This window comes from Shuttleworthella sp. MSX8B, from assembly GCF_000524295.1.
In the GTDB taxonomy this organism is placed as follows: domain Bacteria; phylum Bacillota; class Clostridia; order Lachnospirales; family Lachnospiraceae; genus Shuttleworthia; species Shuttleworthia satelles.
The window spans coordinates 14,203-35,902 of sequence record NZ_JAQT01000030.1; the positions used below are offsets into that span (position 1 = coordinate 14,203).

16 protein-coding genes are annotated in these 21,700 nt (G+C 51.9%); 14 read left to right on the top strand and 2 right to left on the bottom strand.

From position 1 onward, the window contains the following. Positions 1 to 19: 19 nt before the first annotated feature. From sufC to HMPREF1508_RS07185, 11 genes are all read left to right on the top strand, one after another. Positions 20 to 772, top strand: coding sequence for a Fe-S cluster assembly ATPase SufC (sufC, locus tag HMPREF1508_RS07135; protein ID WP_044960795.1), 753 nt, complete (start codon positions 20 to 22; stop codon positions 770 to 772). Beyond that, a complete protein-coding gene (gene sufB, locus HMPREF1508_RS07140; RefSeq protein WP_044960798.1) occupies positions 732 to 2,186 on the top strand; it encodes a Fe-S cluster assembly protein SufB in 1,455 nt (484 codons plus the stop codon). Before sufC ends, sufB begins: the two co-directional genes overlap by 41 nt. Before the next feature lie 13 nt (positions 2,187 to 2,199). Further along, positions 2,200 to 3,264, top strand: a complete 1,065-nt coding sequence (locus HMPREF1508_RS07145) for a SufB/SufD family protein (RefSeq protein WP_044960799.1) — start codon at positions 2,200 to 2,202, stop codon at positions 3,262 to 3,264. Positions 3,265 to 3,267: 3 nt separating this feature from the next. Next, entirely contained in the window at positions 3,268 to 4,515 is a 1,248-nt protein-coding gene (locus tag HMPREF1508_RS07150; protein ID WP_044960800.1) for an aminotransferase class V-fold PLP-dependent enzyme, read from the top strand. Further along, positions 4,502 to 4,930, top strand: a complete 429-nt coding sequence (gene sufU, locus HMPREF1508_RS07155; protein WP_006905940.1) for a Fe-S cluster assembly sulfur transfer protein SufU — start codon at positions 4,502 to 4,504, stop codon at positions 4,928 to 4,930. The genes HMPREF1508_RS07150 and sufU overlap by 14 nt, the downstream gene beginning before the upstream one ends. Further along, on the top strand, positions 4,931 to 5,293 hold the full coding sequence (locus HMPREF1508_RS07160) for a hypothetical protein (protein WP_044960802.1): 363 nt from the start codon (positions 4,931 to 4,933) through the stop codon (positions 5,291 to 5,293). A 288-nt stretch (positions 5,294 to 5,581) separates the two neighbouring features. Next, a complete protein-coding gene (locus HMPREF1508_RS07165; protein WP_044960803.1) occupies positions 5,582 to 6,703 on the top strand; it encodes a hypothetical protein in 1,122 nt (373 codons plus the stop codon). 35 nt (positions 6,704 to 6,738) lie between these two features. Then, on the top strand, positions 6,739 to 7,137 hold the full coding sequence (locus HMPREF1508_RS07170) for a hypothetical protein (RefSeq protein WP_156923202.1): 399 nt from the start codon (positions 6,739 to 6,741) through the stop codon (positions 7,135 to 7,137). Positions 7,138 to 7,420: 283 nt separating this feature from the next. Then, the gene (locus HMPREF1508_RS07175; protein ID WP_044960870.1) at positions 7,421 to 9,040 is read left to right on the top strand and encodes an MFS transporter; all 1,620 of its coding nucleotides are present in this window, start codon (positions 7,421 to 7,423) and stop codon (positions 9,038 to 9,040) included. Further along, a complete protein-coding gene (locus tag HMPREF1508_RS07180; RefSeq protein ID WP_084640291.1) occupies positions 9,033 to 9,809 on the top strand; it encodes a glycerophosphodiester phosphodiesterase in 777 nt (258 codons plus the stop codon). The genes HMPREF1508_RS07175 and HMPREF1508_RS07180 overlap by 8 nt, the downstream gene beginning before the upstream one ends. 9 nt (positions 9,810 to 9,818) lie before the next feature. Beyond that, complete coding sequence (locus HMPREF1508_RS07185) at positions 9,819 to 10,883, top strand: alpha/beta fold hydrolase (protein ID WP_049906932.1); 1,065 nt, start codon at positions 9,819 to 9,821, stop codon at positions 10,881 to 10,883. Here HMPREF1508_RS07185 and HMPREF1508_RS07190 read toward each other — a convergent pair. Next, positions 10,871 to 12,259, bottom strand: a complete 1,389-nt coding sequence (locus tag HMPREF1508_RS07190) for a citrate/2-methylcitrate synthase (protein WP_044960807.1) — start codon at positions 12,257 to 12,259, stop codon at positions 10,871 to 10,873. The genes HMPREF1508_RS07185 and HMPREF1508_RS07190 overlap by 13 nt on opposite strands. A gap of 509 nt (positions 12,260 to 12,768) precedes the next feature. On the opposite strand from HMPREF1508_RS07190, the gene HMPREF1508_RS07195 reads away from it, so the two are divergent. Beyond that, positions 12,769 to 15,297 carry an ATP-dependent DNA helicase gene (locus tag HMPREF1508_RS07195; protein WP_242834529.1) on the top strand — a complete coding sequence of 843 codons (2,529 nt, stop codon included), beginning with the start codon at positions 12,769 to 12,771 and terminating at the stop codon, positions 15,295 to 15,297. Between the two features lie 208 nt (positions 15,298 to 15,505). Next, entirely contained in the window at positions 15,506 to 16,444 is a 939-nt protein-coding gene (locus HMPREF1508_RS07200) for a Fic family protein (protein ID WP_044960809.1), read from the top strand. 162 nt (positions 16,445 to 16,606) lie between these two features. On the opposite strand, the gene HMPREF1508_RS07205 is transcribed toward HMPREF1508_RS07200, so the two are convergent. Beyond that, on the bottom strand, positions 16,607 to 17,494 hold the full coding sequence (locus HMPREF1508_RS07205) for a LysR family transcriptional regulator (RefSeq protein ID WP_044960880.1): 888 nt from the start codon (positions 17,492 to 17,494) through the stop codon (positions 16,607 to 16,609). A 327-nt stretch (positions 17,495 to 17,821) separates the two neighbouring features. On the opposite strand from HMPREF1508_RS07205, the gene HMPREF1508_RS07210 reads away from it, so the two are divergent. Continuing rightward, complete coding sequence (locus HMPREF1508_RS07210) at positions 17,822 to 21,622, top strand: phosphoribosylformylglycinamidine synthase (RefSeq protein ID WP_044960812.1); 3,801 nt, start codon at positions 17,822 to 17,824, stop codon at positions 21,620 to 21,622. Positions 21,623 to 21,700: the final 78 nt, after the last annotated feature.

A 21,700-nucleotide genomic window follows, 5' to 3' on the forward strand; every position in this document is an offset into this window, starting at 1 on the left:
CTGCTTTAAGGAGGTTATCATGGCAAACAATATTCTCGAGATTCAGGATTTGCATGCCCGCATTGAGGACAAGGAGCTTTTGCATGGTCTGAACCTTCAAATCGGCGCCGGACAGACCCATGTCATCATGGGACCCAACGGGGCAGGCAAGTCGACCCTGGGGTCAACCATTATGGGAGATCCCCGATTCGAGATTACATCCGGTTCCATCCGATTTGATGGAGAGGAGATTGCCGGGGAGCCCGCGGACAAGATAGCCAGAAAAGGGCTTTTTATCAGCTTCCAAAATCCCATTGAGGTTCCCGGAATCACCTTGTCCAACTTCATTCGCACGGCGATGGAGAATCGCACAGGCAAGCATATCCGTCTCTGGGACTTCAAGAAAGATCTGACCAAGACCATGGAAATCCTGGAGATGGATCCCTCTTACGCGGACAGAGATCTCAATGTCGGGTTCTCGGGCGGTGAGAAGAAGAAGGCTGAGATCCTGCAGCTTCTCATGCTAAAGCCCTCTCTGGCGATCCTTGACGAGACCGATTCCGGCCTGGATGTGGACGCGGTTCGTATTGTCTCCAAGGGGATTGAGGAATACAAGAATTCTGTCGGCGGAGCCCTGATGATTATCACGCACGCTACCCGTATTTTAGAGGCTCTTGAGGTGGATGCGACGCATGTTTTGGTCAACGGGCAGATTGTCGCCAATGGAGACGCCTCTATGGTAGATGAGATCAATGCGAACGGCTTTGAGAAGTATCTTCCCAAGGAGGCCTGATTTGAGTAAAGAGAAAACATACGTAGACGATATTGATCGCAGTTTGTATGACTTCCGCTATGACGAGAAGGATGCCTATAAGGTCGAGGAGGGTCTGACCCCCGCCATTGTCGAGCAGATCTCTGAGGAGAAGAAGGATCCGGACTGGATGCGCGAATTTCGCCTGTCCTGTCTGAAGATATACGAGGAGACGGCTTTTCCGCAGTGGGGTCCATCAATCGACGGGCTTGACATGAACAATATTGTCACCTACATCCGTCCCAGGGACAACCATATGGTCAAGGACTGGAAGCAGGTTCCAAAGGATATCAAGGACACCTTCGAGAAGCTGGGGATTCCCCAGGCGGAGCGGCAGTCTCTGGCCGGAGTGGGCGCCCAGTATGATTCCGAGCTGGTCTATCACAATGTCCGCGAGGAGGTTGCCGCCCAGGGCGTAATCTACACGGATCTGGAGTCTGCCCTGCACGGCCCCTATGCCCAGATGATCCGGGATCACTTTATGAAACTGGTTCCGGCCACCGATCACAAATTCGCGGCTCTGCACGGGGCGGTCTGGTCCGGGGGTTCTTTCGTCTATGTCCCGCCCGGCGTCTCCGTGGAGATCCCCCTCCAGTCCTATTTCCGCCTAAACGCAGCCGGAGCCGGTCAGTTCGAGCACACCCTGATCATTGTGGATGAGGGGGCTTATCTGCACTTTATTGAGGGCTGTTCCGCGCCCAAGTACAATGTGGCCAATCTCCACGCGGGCTGCGTCGAGCTCTATGTCGGCAAGAACGCGACCCTGCGCTACTCCACCATTGAGAACTGGTCCAAGAACATGTATAACCTCAATACCAAGCGGGCCAGGGTGGAAGAGGGGGGCAAGATCGAGTGGATCTCAGGATCCTTTGGATCTCACGTCTCTTACCTTTATCCCTCCAGTTATCTGGTGGGAGAGGGGGCTAGAAGCGAGTTCACCTCCGTCACCTTTGCCGGAAAGGGGCAGAATCTGGACACGGGCTGCAAGGTAGTGCATAACGCGCCCAACACCTCTTCCTATGTGAATACCCGGTCGATTTCCAAGAGCGGCGGCATCTCCACCTTCCGGTCTTCGGTCAATGTGACTCCCAGAGCTAAGGGAGCCAAGGCTTCTGTCTCCTGCGCTTCTCTGATGCTGGATGACATCTCCAGATCAGATACCATTCCGGCTATGGATATTCGCACGGCAGACGCGGATATCGGACATGAGGCCAAGATCGGCCGTATCTCCGATGAGACGGTCTTCTACCTGATGAGCCGGGGCATGTCGGAGGAGGACGCAAGAGCTCTGATCGTATCCGGCTTCGCTGACAATGTAGGTAAGGAGCTTCCTCTCGAGTACGCGGTTGAGATGAATAACCTCATCCGGCTTGAGATGAAGGGGGCCATCGGATAAGGAGGAATGACAAATGACTGAGAAGATGAACTTAATTGTCAACCGTATTCCCTCCCCCACCTGGAACTGGCTGAAGATGAACGAGATCAGGGCGGAAGAAGTGGCTGTCTCATCGGACGCGGCCTTTTCCCTCCTTCTCCCCGAGGGAATGGGAGGCTACGTCGCGTCTGCTTCCAGGCTGCCGCAGGTCCGGACAGGTCTGGGATATGATCTTGACAGGGCATTTGAGACAGTCCGCCAGACAAGCCGACTGATCACGATCCCTGAGGGAGACCACTTTGTGCAGCCGGCCCGCGTAGAGATGGATCTGAGCGCAAGAAAGGCCACGGGCAACCAGCTGGAGATCCACGCGGCCCACGATTCTGAGGCGACTGTGATCGTCAACCTGCACGCGCTAAAGGATCAGAAGGGCGATGCCCTTGTCCAGATCAAGTATGATATTCAGAAGCATGCCGTTCTGAAGCTGGTTACGGTTCAATCCGCGGGACAGGGCTTGCGGGTCTTCTTCGACCTGGGCGGTCAGCTCGCTGATTCTGCCCGCTTTGAGCTGACCCAGGTGATTCTGGGTGGACAGTCCTGCTATGGCAATTACTCCGCTCTGGAGGGAGAGTCCTCGAGTGTCAGTACAGAGATTGCCTATTTGATCGGCCAGGACGAGAGTCTCGATATGAATTACGTTGCGATTCACACCGGAAGGAAGACAGACACGGTCATGAAGGTGTCCGGTGTCCTGGAGGACAATGCCCGGAAGAATTTCCGCGGAACTATTGACTTTCGCCGGGGCGCCAAGGGCGCAACCGGAAATGAGCTGGAGGAAGTCCTCCTCATGAGCGATGATGTCGTCAACCAGACCATCCCTGTCATCCTCTGTCAGGAGGAAGATGTGGAGGGCAACCACGGCGCTTCGATCGGAAAGCTGGATGAGAGCCTGCTCTTTTATCTGCAGTCCCGCGGGCTCAGCCTGGATGAGATCTATCAGATGATGTCAAGGGCTAAGATCGAGGCGGTGTCCTCCAAGATAGAAGATCAGAAAACCAGGGAGGATATCCTGGCGGTTTTGGATCAGAGAGAAGGTTAGTTTATGACCGATGAGGAGAAGAGGATTCGCGCGGACTTTCCGCTTTTGGCGAATCGAGATATCGTCTATCTGGATAACAGCGCGACGACCCAGAAGCCCCAGTCTGTATTAGAGGCGGACCTGGGCTTCTATCAAAAGCGCAATGCCAACCCTCTGCGGGGATTATATCAACTGTCCATCGACGCAACGGACGCCTACGAGGGGGCCAGAGCCAAGGTGGCTGACTTCATCGGAGCCGGTCGCCCCGAGGAGATTGTCTTTACCAGAAACGCCACCGAAGCCCTGAATCTGGTCGCCTATTCCTACGGGAGAAGCTTCCTGAAAGAGGGAGATGAGATCGTTCTCTCTGTGGCGGAGCACCACTCAAATATTCTTCCCTGGCAGGGAGTCGCCCAGGCGACCGGGGCCAGGCTGGTCTGGTTTGAGTGCGATGACACGGGAAAACTGGATCCAGAGAGGCTGCGAGAGCTGGTCAATGAGCACACGAAGATCGTGGCGATCAGTCAGGTCTCCAATGTCTTTGGGAGAAGCAACGATGCCGGGGAATATGCAAGGATTGCCCATGAGGCAGGGGCGGTCTATGTCTGCGATGGGGCTCAGTCGGTCCCTCATATGCCGGTTGATGTCAGGGAGATGGACTGCGACTTTCTTGCCTTCTCCGGACACAAGATGCTGTCAGCCATGGGAATCGGAGTCCTCTATGCCAGGTATGAACTCCTGGAGAAGATGCCCCCCTTTATGACCGGGGGAGAGATGATCGAGTATGTGACCCGCGAGGGCGCCACTTACGCGGAGATCCCCCATAAGTTTGAGGCCGGGACGGTCAATGCCGGCGGCGCCGTCAGCCTGGCGGCCGCCATCGACTACTACCATAAGATCGGCTTTGAGACCATTCAGCGCAGGGAAGAAGACCTGTCCGTCTACATGATGGAGGGGATGAAGAAGATTCCCCATGTCCACATTCTGGGGTCTGAAGATCCGACAGATCATCACGGCATCGTGACTTTCACCATTGACGGCGTTCATCCCCATGATGTGGCGGCGATCTTCGACGCCTCCGGCATCTGTGTCAGGGCCGGTCACCACTGCGCCCAGCCCCTGCACAGGCATTTGACGAAAATCTCTGAGAAGGTTGCCTTTATGTCTACCACGAGGGCGTCGCTGGCCTTCTACAATACAAGAGAGGACGTCGACCGCTTTTTGACCTGCCTTGCGGATATCAGGAGGGAAATGGGTTATGGCAATGAATAATACCTTCTACAATGAGATTCTGACTGACCACAATATGAACCCCATCCATAAGCACGCCCTGCCGGACGCCAATATGAGTCTGGAGGGAGTGAATCCCTCCTGCGGCGACGACATCGTTCTAAGCCTCAAGGTCGAGGACGGCAAGATCTTAGACGGGGCCTATGAGGGGAGCGGCTGCGCTATCTCCCAGGCCTCCGCGGATATGATGCTGGATCTGATTATCGGAAAGTCCGTGGAAGAGGCGAAACGCCTGTCTGAGATTTTTCTGCGGATGATCAAGGGCAAGGTGACCGACGCGGAGAGAGAAGAGCTGGAGGAGGCAGGTATCCTGCAGGATGTCAGCCATATGCCGGCCAGGGTCAAATGCGCTGTTTTAGGCTGGCATACCATGGATCAGATGCTGGAGGATAAGTAAATGTCCGCGGGGATCCGCCAGGGGCAGCTGGCCCTGATTATCTGGATACTGGCCCTGGTCCTGGTCGGCCTGGGCATCTATCTGTTTGCTCTGGCCGGGCGGATGAGAGAAGAGAAGAAGGTCTCTGAGTTTTTGATTCCAGCCACAGAGCTATACAAGATTCAGGATATGGAGGGGCTGGCCGATTATCTGTCCGACAGGGTTCGAATCTTATCAATCGCCTGCATGGTCTTTGGCCTGGTTCTGATTCTCTATCAGCTGATTCATTTTCCGGCTTATATTGCCGTCGCTTTCGCGCTCGCTCTACTGATCGTCTATCTCTGGTTTAGCAGGGGACTGAGAGAGGGAGTAAAAAAATTTTAGAAAATTCAGGATAAGATCCAGGGGCGCTCGCCCCTGGATTTTAAAATGTAATCCATAAGATACAGATAAAAAAATGAAATCACAAAAAATATAGGAAAATAATTGCGATATATTAAAAATAATACAATCTATATCTTCTGCACAAAAAATGAGTCTGATTTTCATGATCTTTTATGAATAGTAAAAGCCTGTGATACATGCTATAAGTAAATCAGGTTAAAAAATTAACAGAAACAGCCAAAAAGAGGAGTCATCGTTTGATCCTTCATTCTGAAGGGGAGAGGAGAAATGGATCAAATGAGAAGTAGAGTCAAAAGAAGGATGCGGGGTGTTTTGAAAACACCCCACATCCGTAGATGCCAAATCATAGGAATGCTTCTCTTGCTTTCTCTGCTTTTTGGAGCGTGTGGCAGTGAGAATACCAAAATAGATCGAGATAAGGCGGCAATCGGTCTTGTTGTAACGACAGCGCAGGCATATGATTCTAAAATATTATGGTTTGACGCCGACTTGGGAAACAATCAAATTCAAAAATTGCACTATGCAGCGCTAGGGTCTCATTTTGCTCAGCAAATTGTAAAAAACGGTAAAATCTATATGATTCCGCAAGGCCTGGATAATCGCAAGGATACACGAAAGGTGATCAGTATTGACAAGAATGACCTGTCTATACAGGAGTACCCTTTTTCGAATATCGCCTTAAATTTCACTGAGTGCATCGGCGAAAATGTATATGCGATCAACACAAGGAACGGGGTGAGTACACTTGAAAGGTATCATACATTAAGCCAACAGAGTCAGAAGTTTGAAAGAGAAGGAGAAGTTTTTAACCAAATTACGGCAGCTTCCGATAAACTGTATTGCTTTTCCATGAGATATGATCCTGATAATCCGGATCGTTTTTTAACGACGCTTCGTATCTTTACCCCCGACCTTCAAATGGAAAAGGAGATTGATCTGTCGGAGTATGGAATGACATCCGGAAAAGCTCTGGATGATCAAGAGTATTTGTATGTGACAGTGAGTCATGATTCTTATGATAACAGCATAGGAAGGATTCTCAAGATTAACAAGTCAACATACGAAATTCAAAAATTTGACTCTGAAGAGGGCAATGTCTTTGATATATTCAGGGCAGGAGATCGATTTATTTTTACACATTATGACCCGGTGGTTAATGAAGGAGGACGTATTTCCATCTGGGACGGGAAGGACAGCGAAAAAATAGTTGACCTGGGAACACCGCTCACATTAACAGGCATCAGCGGAAAGCGCTTTGTTGTTGCAAATGAAAATGGCATACGGTTATATTCCATGGACAATTTTCAGTTGCTGAAGGAAAAGAAAATAGAGCTTGATTCAAGAAAATATAAGTTCTATACGTCAAGTTTACTTTTTGTAGATGAGTAGTTTTTGGGATCAACAGTGATAGAAAGGTGGGGATTATGAGAAGTCTCAAGGGGTGGATGATTCCGATTACTTACCTCATTGTTTGGAGTGCTTCATTGATTCTCTATTGGATATTTTTTCACTATGAGGGGATCGTGGCATTTAATTTCGGGTTCATTTGGATTATTTTACCAGCAGTGACACTGGTACTTTCTTTCCTGGTCGGGCTCAAGAATATCATCTGGAAATGGATCTGGCCTTTTGTCTTTTGCCTGATGTATTTGCTGTTGATGAGCCTGACTGTTTTCCTGGGGCAGTACTTGGTGACGGGTAACTGGAATATGCCGGATTTGACAACAACAATATTTATTCTGGTCATTTCTCTCACTGGGTTTGCGATAGGACAGCTGATCTGTCGGATCAGGGGATGGCGAATTAGAAAGACGGAAGTTTGACCGGAAAATAGACTCGGGGAAATAAACTGGGGAAATGAAAAGTTTTATGTCGAATGTTGGAGCGGGATCCGATCGGAGCCCGCTCCATTGTTAGGGGTGCTACAGGCGAAATGTGTTTCTAATGAGTGCGAGTTTCAAGTCTGTCTAATAGGGAATGGATATCGTCGAAAGCAAGAGGATTGCTGTAAGAGAATCGCTTGTGATTGTGATTTGCAATACTCATCATATCAAATCCAGATGTGATAAAATAAATCATCATATTTATCGACAGGGGGATTTTTCAATGGACGAGAAAATCGCGGGGAAGTATCGGGGAACCAGCGTCAGAGCGGGGCTGGTCTATGGAATGGCTGAGTTCTTCGGGGGCGGCGCGTTTGTCATCATCAACACTTTTTTTCTGATCTTTCTGACCAAGGCGCTGGGAATCCCGGCGGCCCTGGCGGGTGCCATTCCCATGATCGGCAAGGTCTGGGACGCGGTGACAGACCCCATGATGGGAAATATCACGGACCGGACCAGGTCGAGCATAGGGCCGAAGAGGCTCTATATTTTAGTCGGCGGAATCCTGTCCGGGATTACCTTCATTCTGCTCTGGACGACCATACCGACGCAGAATACGACGGCCTTATTTCTCTACTATGTGCTGATCTACTGCCTCTTTTCAACCGCCTTTACTGTGATCATGGTTCCCTACAACGGGCTTCTGCCCGACATGATCGACAGCTACGAGGTCCGGTCCAAGTTCTCCAGCCTGCGGATGATCTGGTCAACCCTGGGCGCCATCGCGTCGGGTCTGGTTCCGACCCTTGTCATTAAGGATACGCTGAATACCGGACTTTATCTGAAGGTGGGGATTCTGTTTGGATTTCTCTTTGGCCTGTCATGCGTAATTACCTTTCTCGGCAGCTGGGAGAAGCTAAAGCCGCCGGTGAAAACCAGACTCTCCGACAGTTTCTCTGAGGCGGCGTCTGTCTTTAAGAGCAGGTCCTTTCGCATATTTATCGGAATTTATCTGTCCGGCCAATGCGCCATGGATTTTGTGTCGGGCATGGCTCTTTACTATGTGGATGATGTGATCAATGGCTATGCCAAGGGCTATATGACCATGCTGATGGGGGTTCTTCTCTTGTCTCAGCTGGTCGGTATGCTGGCTTTTTCTCCGGTCATGTCCAGGATCTCCAAGCGAACCGCCCTTCTCATCGGCGCTCCGATTCGCCTGGTATGTACCTTGGGACTGGTTTTCTTCTCCTATGAAAATGCCCCCATTGTCCCGATTTTACTTCTGGCTGCCGGAATTGGAATCGGCAACGCGGCAACCTTGACCAGTATCTTTGCCATTCTGGCGGATATGGCGGATGTCGATGAACTGATCACCTCGACCAGCAGGTCGGGTATTGTCTCGGGGATGGCGACCTTCGCCAGGAAGATCTCCGCGGGCCTGTCTGTCTGGCTGATTGGAATTCTGATTTCTCTGGCGGGCTATGACGGAAAGATTGCCCAGTCCGGGATGCGCCAGGCCCTGTCCACCCAGAGGGGAATTGCCGCAATTTTCGTTGCCCTTCCCGCGATTCTGATCACCCTGCTCTTGATCTTTGCCTGGATCTTCCCGATCGGAAAGAAAGAGTTTGCCATAGTAAAGAGGGAGATTGCCAGAAGACAGAAGGAGGATGGCCAGGCAAGTGAAGGGGACAGTGATGCATCCGGGGCAGATCGTCGCGCAAATGGGTCAGGTCGCGATTCGGCTGAGAGAGACGATCAGATGAGCGAGAAAGACGATCAAGCGGCCGAAGAGGACGGTCAGACGACCGAGGAGGAGAAGGCCGTCTTGGAGAGGGTGACAGGATTTCACTACGAGGACCTCTGGAAGAAGACCAACGCGCATAAGGAGAAGGACAATGTCTAATCAAAATCATCCGTCGGATACGGATATGAGAAGCAAGAAAGAACCTCTGGTCTGGGCACACCGGGGAGCCAGCGGCTACTGTCCCGAGAATACCCTGCCGGCTTTCGCAAAGGCGGCTGAGCTGGGGGCGGACGGGATTGAGTTGGACATACAGTTGACCAGGGACGGTGAGCTGGTTGTCTGTCATGATGAGAGGGTGGACCGAACCTCAAGCGGGAGCGGCTGGATTAAGGATATGACGCTGGAGGAATTAAAGGCACTGGATTTCTCCTGTGGAAATGGGGCCTTCGCCGGGGAGACCATCCCGACCATGCGCCAGGTCTTCGACCTGCTTGCGCCCACGAACCTGTCGATTAATATTGAGCTTAAGACCGGCATCGTCTTCTATCCGGGAATTGAGGAGAAGATTCTTGGCCTGACAGAGGAGTGCGGTTTTGGAGACCGGGTGATCTATTCCTCCTTCAATCACTACACCATCCGCCGGATGAGGGAACTGGCTCCTCATGCCAGACTCGGCTTCCTCTACGCGGACGGCATCATCGATATGCCGGCTTACGGGGAGAAATACGGCGTAAACGCCCTTCATCCGGCCCTTTACAATATTCAGTTTCCGGGCTTCATGGAAGACTGCAAAAAGAGAGCTCTGGCGGTTCACGTCTGGACCGTCAATGAGGAAGAGTACATGAGAATGTGCTGCCGGGCGGGAGTAGACGCGATTATCAGCAACTACCCGGACAGGGTGCGCAATGTGATTGAGGAAATGAGATAAAGAGACCTTATGAAGAAAAATAAGACAGAAGCCAGCCCCCTGCTCGCCAGCCCCGGGGACGGCTCGGCGGGGAAGCTGCCAGCCGGAGTCAGTCTGCTTTGCGAGAGCGACTACGAGGCCTATATGGCTGATGAAAATCTGCGCTGGAGAAGAGATTATGTCAGGCAGGGAGAGTTCAAGACATACGATGGACTGTCCTTGCGCTATTACACTGCGAGACAGGAAAAATCGCGGCAGGCGAGGGCCTGCGTTGTCATGATTCACGGTTACTGCGGTTTCTGGTGCAAATTTCATGAAATGGCAGAGTATTACTGGAGAGCCGGTTATGAGGTCTTCTTTCTGGAACAGAGGGGGCACGGATACTCTGGCAGGCAGGTAGAGGCAGAGGATCTGGTGCATGTGGACGATTACGGCGATTATGTGAGGGACCTTCACAGCTTCATGGAAGGGATTGTAGAGCCTCAGACCGGGGGCCTGGCGCATATTCTCTTTGCCCACTCGATGGGCGGCGCGGTCGGGGCTCTCTGTCTGGAAGAATATGCCGGGGATTTCGACGCCGCTATTCTCAGCTCTCCCATGCTTGCCGTGAAAACGAATGGCCTGCCTCGCTTTGTCATTCCCCTTCTGCGGGCCAAAATCAAGATCCTAAGACAGGAGAAAGAACCCTTTCGCGGATCGAAGCCCTGGACGGGAGAGCCTTCCTTTGAGAGCAGCAGCGCCATGTCTTTGAAGCGCTACAACTATATCTTTGAAAAGCGCCTGAAGGACGATCACTATCACACCAATCGGATGTCAGGCGGATGGGCTGCCGCCAGCTTTCGGGCGACAAAAAAAGCGCTGAAGATGGCGGACCGGATTCATATTCCGATCCTTCTCTTCAGCGCCGGAAATGACGCGCTCGTCGATATTGCCGGGCATTTTGAATTTGCGGGCAAGACAGAAAACACGCAGTGGATTCTCTATGAGAATGCCAAGCATGAGCTCTTTAACGCTGACGACGCGATCCGAAAAGACTACTATGCCCGAATCTTTTCTTTTCTTGCGCGTTTTGACCGCTCGGATCAGTCCTCTTGAAGAGACGTTTCCTCGCGGTCTTCCATGGGTACAAAATCTCTGTGAGGCTGAACGGTCATGTAGGCCGGACGCATGATCTTGGAATCGGATGAGATCTCCTCCATCCGGTGGGCGGACCAGCCGGCGATGCGGGCGATGGCAAAGATAGGAGTGTAGAGCTCAACAGGCAGACCCAGCATCTGGTAGGCGAAGCCGGAGTAGAAGTCGACGTTGGGAGAGACGCCCTTGTAGATCTTGCGCCTGTCCGCAATGACTTCCGGCGCCAGACGCGCGACCAGCTGATAGAGGGCATACTCCTTCTCGTAACCCTTTTCTCTGGAGAGCTTCTCGACAAAGCCCTTGAAGGTGATGGCGCGGGGGTCGGAGATCGAATAGACGGCATGACCGAGGCCATAGATCAGACCGGCTTTGTCAAAGACCTTTCCGTCCAGAAGGTCACTCAAATATTGCTTTACCTCTCCCTCATCTGTCCAGTCCCTGACCTGTTTCTTCATGTCCGCAAACATCTGGATGACCTTGATATTGGCGCCGCCGTGACGGGGCCCCTTGAGGGAGCCCAGAGCCGCCGCGATGGCGGAGTAGGTGTCTGTACCGGAGGAAGAGACCAGGTGGGTGGTAAAGGTGGAGTTATTACCGCCGCCGTGCTCTGCGTGAAGAATCAGGCAGACGTCCAGAAGCTTGGCTTCCAGAGGGGAGAAGCTGGAGTCGGCCCGCAGGCAGTGGAGAATATTTTCGGCTGTCGAGAGGGCCGGATTGGGATTGTGCAGGATCAGAGACCCGTTTTCGTAGTAATGCTTATAGACCTGGTAGCCGTAGACAGACAGGAGAGGGAAGTTGGCGATCAGCTGCAGGCACTGGCGCAGAACATTGACCGGAGAGGTCTGGTCCGGGTTGGCGTCGTAGGCGTATAGGGTTAAGACGGACCTGGCCAGGGTATTCATCATGTCCTGGCTGGGTTTTTTCATGATGACGTCTCTTGTGAAATTGGGGGGAAGACTGCGGTAATCAGACAGGAGCTTCTTGAAATCGGTAAATTGCTTCTCTGTGGGAAGCTGACCGAAAAGGAGGAGATAGATGACCTCCTCAAAGCCGAAGTGATTATCGGCGGATTGATTCCTGACGATGTCCTGGACATTGTAGCCGCGGTAGTAGAGTTCGCCGTCACAGGGAATGATGGCATCGCCCACGCGCTTGGTGGCGTTGACCTCGGAGATATCGGTAATGCCGACCAGAACGCCGCGTCCGTTGATGTCGCGCAGACCTCGCTTGACATTGTAGGTGCTGTAGAGCTCCGGGTTGATATAAGAGGCTTTCTGTGACTTCTTGGCCAGACCTTCAATGATGGGGGTGATTTGGGAATAATTAGTCTCTGACATGGCGAACCTCCTTGAAAATATATCTAGGATTTTATCATTTCCGGATAGGTCAGACAAATGAAGCAAGAGTGAATATGCCGATTGAGGCAAGGATTGAAGCAGGGGTATAAATATGCCGGATGGAGTTGAATCGAAGGTAAATGCGGCAAGAGGAAATATGTCAAATGCGGCAAGAAGGAATATGTCAAGCCCCTTGAAGACAAGGGGGAGATAGAGTAGTATGAAGTTGACCTGAGTGTCCCAGACTCGTATATTTTGAACCTACATTTACTTTAAAAGGGACTCCTATATCAGCTGTCCGGCTGCCAGGCCACCGATTGTCGTGGAAGGCAAAAAGCAGAGTGCGGTAACCCACCTAGCTGTGCGCTAGGAGTCAAAATTGCGAGCGGATGCCGGGTCTTTTTTTGCCCTTTTTGGCAGGGATATCCGCGAATGCATTGAGAGAACAGGAACAAGCCGAATGAATTGAGCGGGCAGGGCTATCCGCAGGTCGATGGAATCAAATGGTGATGGAAGCGATGAAAGAAGAGGCTCTTGCGACAATCGAATCAGGCCAACCGCGCGAGCGGATTCTTCTGTCTGTCCGTGAACTTGTGGAATTTCTGGGGAGAAATGGCGATATCGATGACCGCAGCCAGGGGAGAGATTCTCTTGCCGCCATGCAGGCCGGAAGCCGTCTTCACCGCAGACTGCAAAAGCAGGGTACAAGCGCCTATCATCCCGAGGTCCCCTTGCGGATCTCAATCGATATGGGCGAATATGATCTGGAGATTTCCGGCCGGGCCGACGGGATCATCTATGAGCAGGATGAGAGGGGCGAGATCAGTGAAGAGTCTTTGCCCGTGATTGACGAGATCAAGGGAATGTATCAGGATGTCCTCGTCTTCGAAGGTCCCCTGTCGGTTCATCTGGCGCAGGCGAAGGTCTATGCCTGGATCTTTGCGAAGGAGCATGGCCTTTCTGCTATTCGCGTTCAAATGACCTATGCCAATCTGGATACGGAGCAGATCAGGCGTTTTCAGGAGGATTTTGGCCTGGAGGATCTGGGCCGTTGGTTTGATGAGCAGATCAAGGCCTATCGCCCATGGGCAGACTTTCGCTTTCATTGGAAACAGCTTCGCAATGAGAGCATTCGCGCCTTAGACTTTCCCTACGCCTACCGGCCGGGACAAAAGAAGCTGGTCTCGGACGTCTATCGCAGTATTCATCGGGGAAAAACCCTCTTCATCCAGGCGCCTACCGGCGCGGGCAAGACCCTGTCCGTTCTCTTTCCGGCCATCAAGGCTATGGGGGAAAAAGAAGCGGATCGCATCTTTTATCTGACAGCCAAGAGCGTCACAAGAAGCGTGGCCAAGGACAGCATTCACCTTTTGACGGATGGAGGATATCGGGGCAAGACCACAGAGATTGTGGCCAGGGACAAAATGTGTCTGCTCCAGGAGCGCTCCTGTAATCCGGAAGATTGTCCCTATGCCAGAGGGCATTTTGACCGTATCAATGCCGCCCTCTACGACTGCCTGACCTCGCGGGACCTGTTCGATCGAAATTTCATCATGGAATACGCAAAACAGAGTCAGGTCTGTCCCTTTGAGCTCTGTCTGGATCTGGCCTCCTTCAGTGACAATATTTTCTGCGACTATAACTATGTCTTTGATCCCAACGCGTCGCTGACCCGTTTCTTCGGGGAGGGCAGGAGGGAGGAGAATCTCCTCCTGGTGGATGAGGCCCACAACCTTGTGGATCGCGCCAGGCAGATGTACTCAGAGACCCTCTTTTGGGAGGATTTTCATACTCTGCGCCGCTTTTTTAAGGGAAAGAATCCCAAGCTAATGAGGGCGGCAGGCAAATGCAGCCGCTTCTTTTCGGACCGGACCAGGGACTTGGAGGATTACCGGATCTTAGACAATATTGATTCCTTTGTCCTTGCCCTGATGAACGTCGTCTCCTGCATCAGCGTCTATCTGGAGGAGGGACCTCGGCTGGATGAACATGAGCAGATTCTTGAGATCTATTTTCGAATCCGATATTTTCTGACGGTCGCGGACTGGCTGGATCAGCGCTATCGGATCGTCCTGGAGGAGCTTGGGAAAAATGCTGCTCTTCATCTCGACTGTATGGATCCGTCCCAACTTTTGGGGCGACGGATCGAATTGGCAAGATCCTGCATTTTCTTCTCGGCAACCCTGCTTCCCATCCGCTACTACAAGGATCTTTTGTCCGCTGACCGACAGCCCTACGCGGTTTACGCCGACTCTGTTTTTAAAGAAGAACAGCATGGACTTGTGATTGCTTCAGATGTCTCAAGCCGCTATCAGCTGCGCAATCCTGCCACCTACCGGCGCTATGCGGACTATATCAGAAGGATCAGCCATGCGAGACAGGGCAATTACATGGTCTTCTTTCCCTCCTATCGTTTCATGGAGGAGGTCTATGGAGAATTTTTGCTGCCTGGTCAGGAGGACTGTGAGGTTTTAGTCCAGGAGAGGGAGATGTCTGAGGAAGATCGGGAGTCTTTCCTGGGTCAGCTCCAAAAGAAGCGCAGGTCAACTCTTTTGGCCTTTTGCGTGATCGGCGGGATCTTCTCGGAGGGGATTGACCTGCCGGGAGACAGCCTGATCGGCGCGGTGATTGTCGGCATGCCCCTGCCTCAGGTGAACCGGCAGACAAGGATCTTAAAGGACTATTTTGACAGTCGATCCTCTTTCGATGAAGATACAGAGGGGCTGCCCAAGGGGATTCGATTGCGGGAGAGGAAAGAGGGCTTCGCCTACGCTTATCTCTATCCGGGTATGAACAAGGTTTTGCAGGCGGCCGGCCGTGTGATTCGAACAGAGTGGGACCGGGGGATTATCGCCCTTTTGGATGACCGTTTTTTAAGAGGGGACTACCAGGATTGTTTTCCCAGAGAGTGGAAGCATTATCAGAGGGTCAGCATCGGGACGGTAGAAAGCCAGGTGGGGAAATTTTGGGATCAGACGGATGTTTCGGATCAGAGGAAGAGACCCCGGGAAGAGGGAGAGCAGAAAGAGAAGGATTAGAAAGAGAGATTAGAAAGATCAGGAGCGGTCTATATTGTCTATCGGCCGCTTTTCGCGGAGCTAGGGATGAGCCTGGCAGACTTTCGGGCGGAAAATCTGGGCTATCTTGCCCAGTCTCAGGAGATTGCCGGGGCAGTTTCAGGATTGAACTTTGGGGAACAAAGTGGCATAGTCATAATAGAGAATGTTCCCCAAAGGAGTGAAGATCATGGCTATAAAATATAATGAAATACAAGAATTACTTAGAAGTCGTGCTGACCTTCATGCCAGATTAAATTTGATGCCTTATGATGGCACACCTGAAATAAAAGAACGCGGTGATGGAAAGTATCTGTATATAAGAAAGCGTGTAGCAGGTAAACTGACGTCAACTTATGTAGGAGTGTATACCGAAGAACTTTATAATTTACTTCTTCGTAATGCCAGAGAAATACGTGAAATAAGAAAACAACTTAGAAATATAGAAAAGCAGCTGGCTGCCGCTGGATATTCAGAAGATGAATTGTCTGTTGATGTTGTAAATAATATTGTATTTGCAAGAGTGAATATGAAGATGAATATCTACGATCAGGCTGTGTTGGAGGGCGTAGCTACATCTTTTCCACAAACAGAAGAGATTATAGATAATGGAAAAGTTAGTGGTATGACAGCAACTGATGTACAGAAAATCTTAAATTTAAAACATGCATGGGAGTTTATTTTAGATAAAGATGTAATAGCGAGTAAATCTGACTATTATATGCTTAGCTATATTGCAAGGCTTGTTAATGAAGGATTCTTTGCAGAGGGAGGTCGGATTCGAGGTGTCCCTGTGACAATAGGCGGCTCATCCTATGTACCGCCATTACCTGATGAAATAGATATTAAAGACAAAATAACAGAAATCACTGGAGATGATGCAGATACAATTGATATTGCGATTAGGTTATGTCTTTATTGTATGAAGGCGCAAATATTCCTTGATGGGAATAAGAGAGCATCTGTTATTTTTGCTAATCACTATTTGATATCTCATGGAGGAGGATTTTTAGTTATTCCTGAAAAAGAAGTTCCGGAATTTAAGAATCTACTTGTAAAGTATTACGAAGGAGATGATATATCTATTATTTCTGATTTTATGAAAAAACATTGTTGGAAAACGATGTAGTTATAAAAAACATTGGGCCAGGACGAGTTTTGTGCAAAGTATGAAAAAGAAATACAGGCAAAGATGACCGAGCGGTTGATTGGATCAGCTGCATTCAAAGATAGGCGTGAATTGATATAAAGTGTTGAGGCTGATGGAAGGACCGCAGCTCATGGCCATGCTTTATGAGGATAGATTTGGCAGTAGTTCAATGAAGGCCCGGGCAGCGGGCGTGAGCGGAAGAGAGGGCATGGTGGCGACAATCAGCTGGCGCTGAGGGATCTGATCTTTTAGGTCGACGATGACAAGGTCTCTGCTCTCTTTTTTGATGCAGAAATCGGGGACGAAGGCGATGCCGAGACCGATCCGGGCCAGGTCGATCAGGAGGTCATTGGAGGCCAGACGGATGGTGGGCAGAAGCTCCATCTGCTGCTGCAGGAAGAGCTTGTGCAAAAATTCTGAGGTGGTAGAGTGCTTCTCCAGGGTCATGAGGGGGAAGCGGTTGATCTCCTTTATGGTCATAGGACAAGACAGGTCAAAGCAATTGGGATTGCCGCAGAAGATGTCGCTGAATCTGGCCACCGTGTGATAAATACTGGAGGGAGACAGGCGCATATTGGGATAGTTGCAGACGATCAGATCCACCTTTCCCTGCTCTAAGAGGTCGGCGCAGGCCAAAGAGGTGGCATTGGTGACACGAATGGTGATATCGGGGAATTTTTGATGGAATTTCTTGAGATAGGGGACCAGGAAATAGCGGCAGATCGTGTCGGAGGCCGCGATGTGCAGCTGACCGGACGCGACAATGGCGTCGTCCAGGAGCTGGTCCTCAGCCCGCATAATCAGATTGATGGCCGGCTCTACATGTTTGAAGAGGATTTCCCCGGCTGGCGTCAGGGAGACCTTCTTGGTGGAGCGGAGGAAGAGCTGCTGATCCAGCTTCTTCTCCAGAGTCTTGATGGACTGTGAGACAGCGGACTGGGAGATAAAGAGCTGCTTGGAAGCCTCAGAGAAGGAGAGGGTTCTGGCAACATAGTAGAATACACGGTATAGCTCGTAATTGATATCCATATGCAGACTCCAGGTGTTTTTCATGCTTCGTACAGTTTCATGTCGTCAGCGCGACTTCGCGTCATCAGTTCAGGTCGCGTGTCGACGGCACAGCTTCGTATCATCAGCTTAAATTGCGTGTTGACAGCACAGCTTCATGCCGTCAGCGCGATTTACGTCAAATTTATATCATAAGTAAAAATTAAAATCACTTCCAAATCTATTATACAGCCTAATGATTCGAATTAGAAAGTATAATATTCGGCCAAAGAAGCCCTATGCTATACTTTCTTTAGCATTTTGCGGCCGAAAAAGGGGCGCGGAGCAATCGGATCGGAGGGATTATCCATGGGTGCTGTCAGAAGATTATATGTGGAGAAGAAGCGCAGCTATGCTGTTGCCGCCAGGGAGCTGGAAGCGGAGATCAAGAGCTATCTCGGGATTCGGACTGTGGACAAGGTTCGCATTCTGATCCGCTATGACCTTGAGAACGTCTCTGACGCAGTCTATCAGCAGGCCGTCAAGACTGTCTTTGCTGAGCCGCCCGTCGACGATGTCTACGAGGAGACCTTTGACAAGACCGGCGTCTCGTTCTCCGTCGAGTATCTTCCGGGACAGTTTGACCAGAGAGCCGATTCCGCCGAGCAGTGTCTGAAGCTTTTAAATGAGGATGAAGAGCCCATCATACGCACAGCCACGACCTACATCATAGAGGGAAAGATCCGCCCGGAAGAACTGGAAGAGATCAAAAACCACTGTATCAACCCGGTGGATTCCAGAGAGTGCGCAGACGACAAGCCCCAGTCTCTCGATATCAAGTATAAAGAGCCGGACGATGTCATTGTTTTTCATGGGTTTTCAAATATGGGGGAGGAGCCCCTCAGGGAACTCTATGAGTCACTGAATCTGGCCATGACCTTCAGGGACTTCTTCTGGATTCAGACCTACTTCGCCGAGGAGGAGAAGAGGGATCCCTCCATGACCGAGATCCGTGTCCTGGACACCTACTGGTCCGACCACTGCCGCCACACCACCTTCTCCACGGAGCTGACGCATGTAAAGATTCCCGATGGCTTCTATGCGGAGCCCATCCGAAAGACCTTCGACGAGTATAAGGATAACTACAGGATTCTCTATCAGGACAGAGATGACAAATTCGTCTGTCTGATGGACATTGCTTTGGCCGGGGCCAAAATCCTCAAGAAAAAGGGGCTTCTGACCGACCAGGAGGAGTCTGATGAGATCAACGCCTGCTCCATCGTCGTTCCCATTGAGGTGGACGGACAGACGGAGGAGTGGCTGGTCAACTTCAAAAACGAGACCCACAACCACCCCACGGAGATTGAACCCTTCGGCGGCGCGGCCACCTGTCTGGGCGGAGCCATTAGAGATCCGCTGTCGGGCCGCACTTATGTCTACCAGGCCATGCGGGTGACCGGCGCCGCCGATCCCACGGTCTCGGTCAAAGAGACGTTAAAGGGCAAGCTGCCCCAGAAGAAGATCGTCCGGGAGGCGGCTCAGGGCTACTCCTCCTATGGCAATCAGATCGGACTTGCCACCGGCTATGTCAAGGAAATCTACCATCCGGACTATGTGGCCAAGCGCATGGAGATCGGAGCCGTCATGGGGGCTGCCCCCCGCCGGGCTGTCCAGCGGCTGAACTCGGATCCGGGAGACAGGATCATCCTCCTGGGAGGCCGGACCGGGCGCGATGGAATCGGCGGCGCAACCGGATCCTCCAAGGCCCACAATACAGAGTCCACCCAGGAGTGCGGAGCCGAGGTTCAGAAGGGAAATGCTCCCACCGAGCGCAAGCTGCAGCGTCTCTTCCGCAGGGAGGAGGTCTCTTACATCATCAAGAAATGCAATGACTTCGGAGCCGGCGGCGTATCTGTTGCTATCGGGGAACTGGCGGACGGCCTTGACATCAATCTGGATCTTGTCCCCAAGAAGTACGCTGGCCTGGACGGAACCGAGCTGGCCATCTCCGAGTCCCAGGAGCGGATGGCGGTCGTTGTCGCTCCCGAGAATGTCGATCGCTTTTTGGCCTACGCCGCTGAGGAGAATCTGGAGGCTGTCGAGGTCGCTGTGGTCACTTCCTCTCCCCGCCTGGTCCTCCGGTGGAGAGGGAAGAAGGTTGTCGATTTGTCCAGGGCCTTTTTGAACACCAATGGGGCTCATCAGGAGACCTCAGTCGAGGTGGTTTTACCTGAGGAAAAGGATAATTACACGGAGAAGATCGCCGTCTCCGCGGTTCGTGAGGCCCTGGAGGCAAATGACGTCAGGGCCGCATGGCTGGCCCTTTTGTCTGATCTCAACGTGGCTTCCCAGAAGGGGCTGGTAGAGCGCTTTGACGGCTCAATCGGGACAGGATCCGTATTCATGCCCTTCGGGGGCAGGTACCAGCTGACCGAGACCCAGTCCATGGTCGCCAAGCTTCCTGTCTCAGGAAAGAGATCTTCCGCGGTGTCGATGATGGCCTATGGCTATGATCCCTACCTGTCAAAGTGGTCTCCTTACCATGGGGCCAACTTCGCCGTTTTGGATTCTCTGGCTCGGATTGTGGCCTCCGGCGGTGACTATCATAAGATCCACTTTACCTTCCAGGAGTACTTCGGAAGGATGTCTGAGGACCCCAGGCGTTGGAGTCAGCCCTTTACCGCTCTCCTCGGCGCTTATCATGCCCAGCTTCGTCTCGGCCTGGCCTCGATCGGGGGCAAGGATTCCATGTCGGGCAGCTTCAATGAGATAGACGTTCCGCCGACTTTGGTGTCCTTCGCTGTCGATGTCGCAGACCTCTCGGACATTATTTCGCCTGAGTTCAAGCGGGCGGGAGATGATATTGTCCTTTTTCAGGCCAAAAGGGATCCGTATGATCTGCCCGATTATGAGCAGATCATGAGACTCTATGACGCCTTTGCCCGGCTGATCAAAGACGGGGTTGTCAGGTCCGCCTATGCCCTGGACGCGTACGGGGCGGCTTGTGCCATGTCTAAGATGGCCTTCGGTAACAGGATGGGCTTTATCCTGGATCAAAAGCTGAGGAGAGAAGACCTGTTTGCCTTTGCGACCGGCAGCCTTCTGGCTGAGATCGATCCCGCCAAAAAAGAGCGGATGGAGGAGATTCTAATCGCCCATGGCCTGACGGATGCCTGCAGCAGACTGGGGCAGCTGACAGATGACGGACGCTTTGTCTTCGGCGACATGGACCTGTCTGTGGATGAGGCCATAGGGGCCTGGACCAGACCACTTGAGAAGGTCTTCCCCACCAGATCCGGCCAGGAGACAGATAGGATCGAGAGTCCCGTCTACCGGGCCAAGAGGATCTATGTTAACCAGAACAAGGTCGCCAGGCCGACGGTCTTCATTCCTGTCTTCCCTGGCACCAACTGCGAATATGACTCCGCGGACGCCTTTGAGAAGGCCGGAGCGAAGACCCTTGTCAAGGTCTTTCGCAATCGCAATGCCCAGGATATCCGGGAGTCCGTTGACGCCTTTGTCAGGGCGATTGAAAAGGCGCAGATTGTCATGTTCCCAGGCGGCTTCTCCGCTGGCGATGAGCCGGAGGGATCCGCGAAGTTCTTTGCCACGGCCTTCCGTAACGAGAAGATGAAGGAGGCGGTCAATAAGCTCCTGTCCGAAAGAGACGGTCTGGTGCTTGGAATCTGTAACGGCTTCCAGGCCCTGATCAAGCTGGGCCTGGTTCCCTGCGGACAGATTCAGGCCCAGACAGAGGAATCGCCCACTCTGACCTACAACACCATCGGACGCCATATCTCCAAGGAAGCCTATATCAAGGTTGTCTCCAATAAGAGCCCATGGCTGCAGGAGGCTGACCTCGGAGGAGTCTATACCAATCCGGCCTCTCATGGAGAGGGACGCTTCGTCGCATCCAAAGACTGGCTTGACAGGCTCTTTGCCAACGGACAGGTGGCGACTCAGTACGCTGACATGGAGGGCAATATTTCCATGGATGAGGAGTACAACATCAACGGGTCTTATATGGCCGTTGAGGGAATCACCTCTCCCGACGGAAGAGTTTTCGGCAAGATGTGCCATTCTGAGCGCCAGGGCCGGGGAGTTGCTGTCAATATCTACGGTCAGCAGGATATGCGCATCTTCGAGAGCGGAATTAAGTATTTTCATTAAATATCCAGTGTGATACGATACGTTAAGTTTAGGCTTTATCGGGAGTGGCAGGCATTTTTCCCGATGAAGCCTATTGGT

Excerpts from the sequence above, each read along its gene's own strand:
- sufC (WP_044960795.1), top strand. The coding sequence starts at position 20 with ATGGCAAACAATATTCTCGAGATTCAGGATTTGCATGCCCGCATTGAG.
- sufB (WP_044960798.1), top strand. The coding sequence starts at position 732 with ATGCGAACGGCTTTGAGAAGTATCTTCCCAAGGAGGCCTGATTTGAGT.
- HMPREF1508_RS07145 (WP_044960799.1), top strand. The coding sequence starts at position 2,200 with ATGACTGAGAAGATGAACTTAATTGTCAACCGTATTCCCTCCCCCACC.
- HMPREF1508_RS07150 (WP_044960800.1), top strand. The coding sequence starts at position 3,268 with ATGACCGATGAGGAGAAGAGGATTCGCGCGGACTTTCCGCTTTTGGCG.
- sufU (WP_006905940.1), top strand. The coding sequence starts at position 4,502 with ATGGCAATGAATAATACCTTCTACAATGAGATTCTGACTGACCACAAT.
- HMPREF1508_RS07160 (WP_044960802.1), top strand. The coding sequence starts at position 4,931 with ATGTCCGCGGGGATCCGCCAGGGGCAGCTGGCCCTGATTATCTGGATA.
- HMPREF1508_RS07165 (WP_044960803.1), top strand. The coding sequence starts at position 5,582 with ATGGATCAAATGAGAAGTAGAGTCAAAAGAAGGATGCGGGGTGTTTTG.
- HMPREF1508_RS07170 (WP_156923202.1), top strand. The coding sequence starts at position 6,739 with ATGAGAAGTCTCAAGGGGTGGATGATTCCGATTACTTACCTCATTGTT.
- HMPREF1508_RS07175 (WP_044960870.1), top strand. The coding sequence starts at position 7,421 with ATGGACGAGAAAATCGCGGGGAAGTATCGGGGAACCAGCGTCAGAGCG.
- HMPREF1508_RS07180 (WP_084640291.1), top strand. The coding sequence starts at position 9,033 with ATGTCTAATCAAAATCATCCGTCGGATACGGATATGAGAAGCAAGAAA.
- HMPREF1508_RS07185 (WP_049906932.1), top strand. The coding sequence starts at position 9,819 with ATGAAGAAAAATAAGACAGAAGCCAGCCCCCTGCTCGCCAGCCCCGGG.
- HMPREF1508_RS07190 (WP_044960807.1), bottom strand. The coding sequence starts at position 12,259 with ATGTCAGAGACTAATTATTCCCAAATCACCCCCATCATTGAAGGTCTG.
- HMPREF1508_RS07195 (WP_242834529.1), top strand. The coding sequence starts at position 12,769 with ATGGAAGCGATGAAAGAAGAGGCTCTTGCGACAATCGAATCAGGCCAA.
- HMPREF1508_RS07200 (WP_044960809.1), top strand. The coding sequence starts at position 15,506 with ATGGCTATAAAATATAATGAAATACAAGAATTACTTAGAAGTCGTGCT.
- HMPREF1508_RS07205 (WP_044960880.1), bottom strand. The coding sequence starts at position 17,494 with ATGGATATCAATTACGAGCTATACCGTGTATTCTACTATGTTGCCAGA.
- HMPREF1508_RS07210 (WP_044960812.1), top strand. The coding sequence starts at position 17,822 with ATGGGTGCTGTCAGAAGATTATATGTGGAGAAGAAGCGCAGCTATGCT.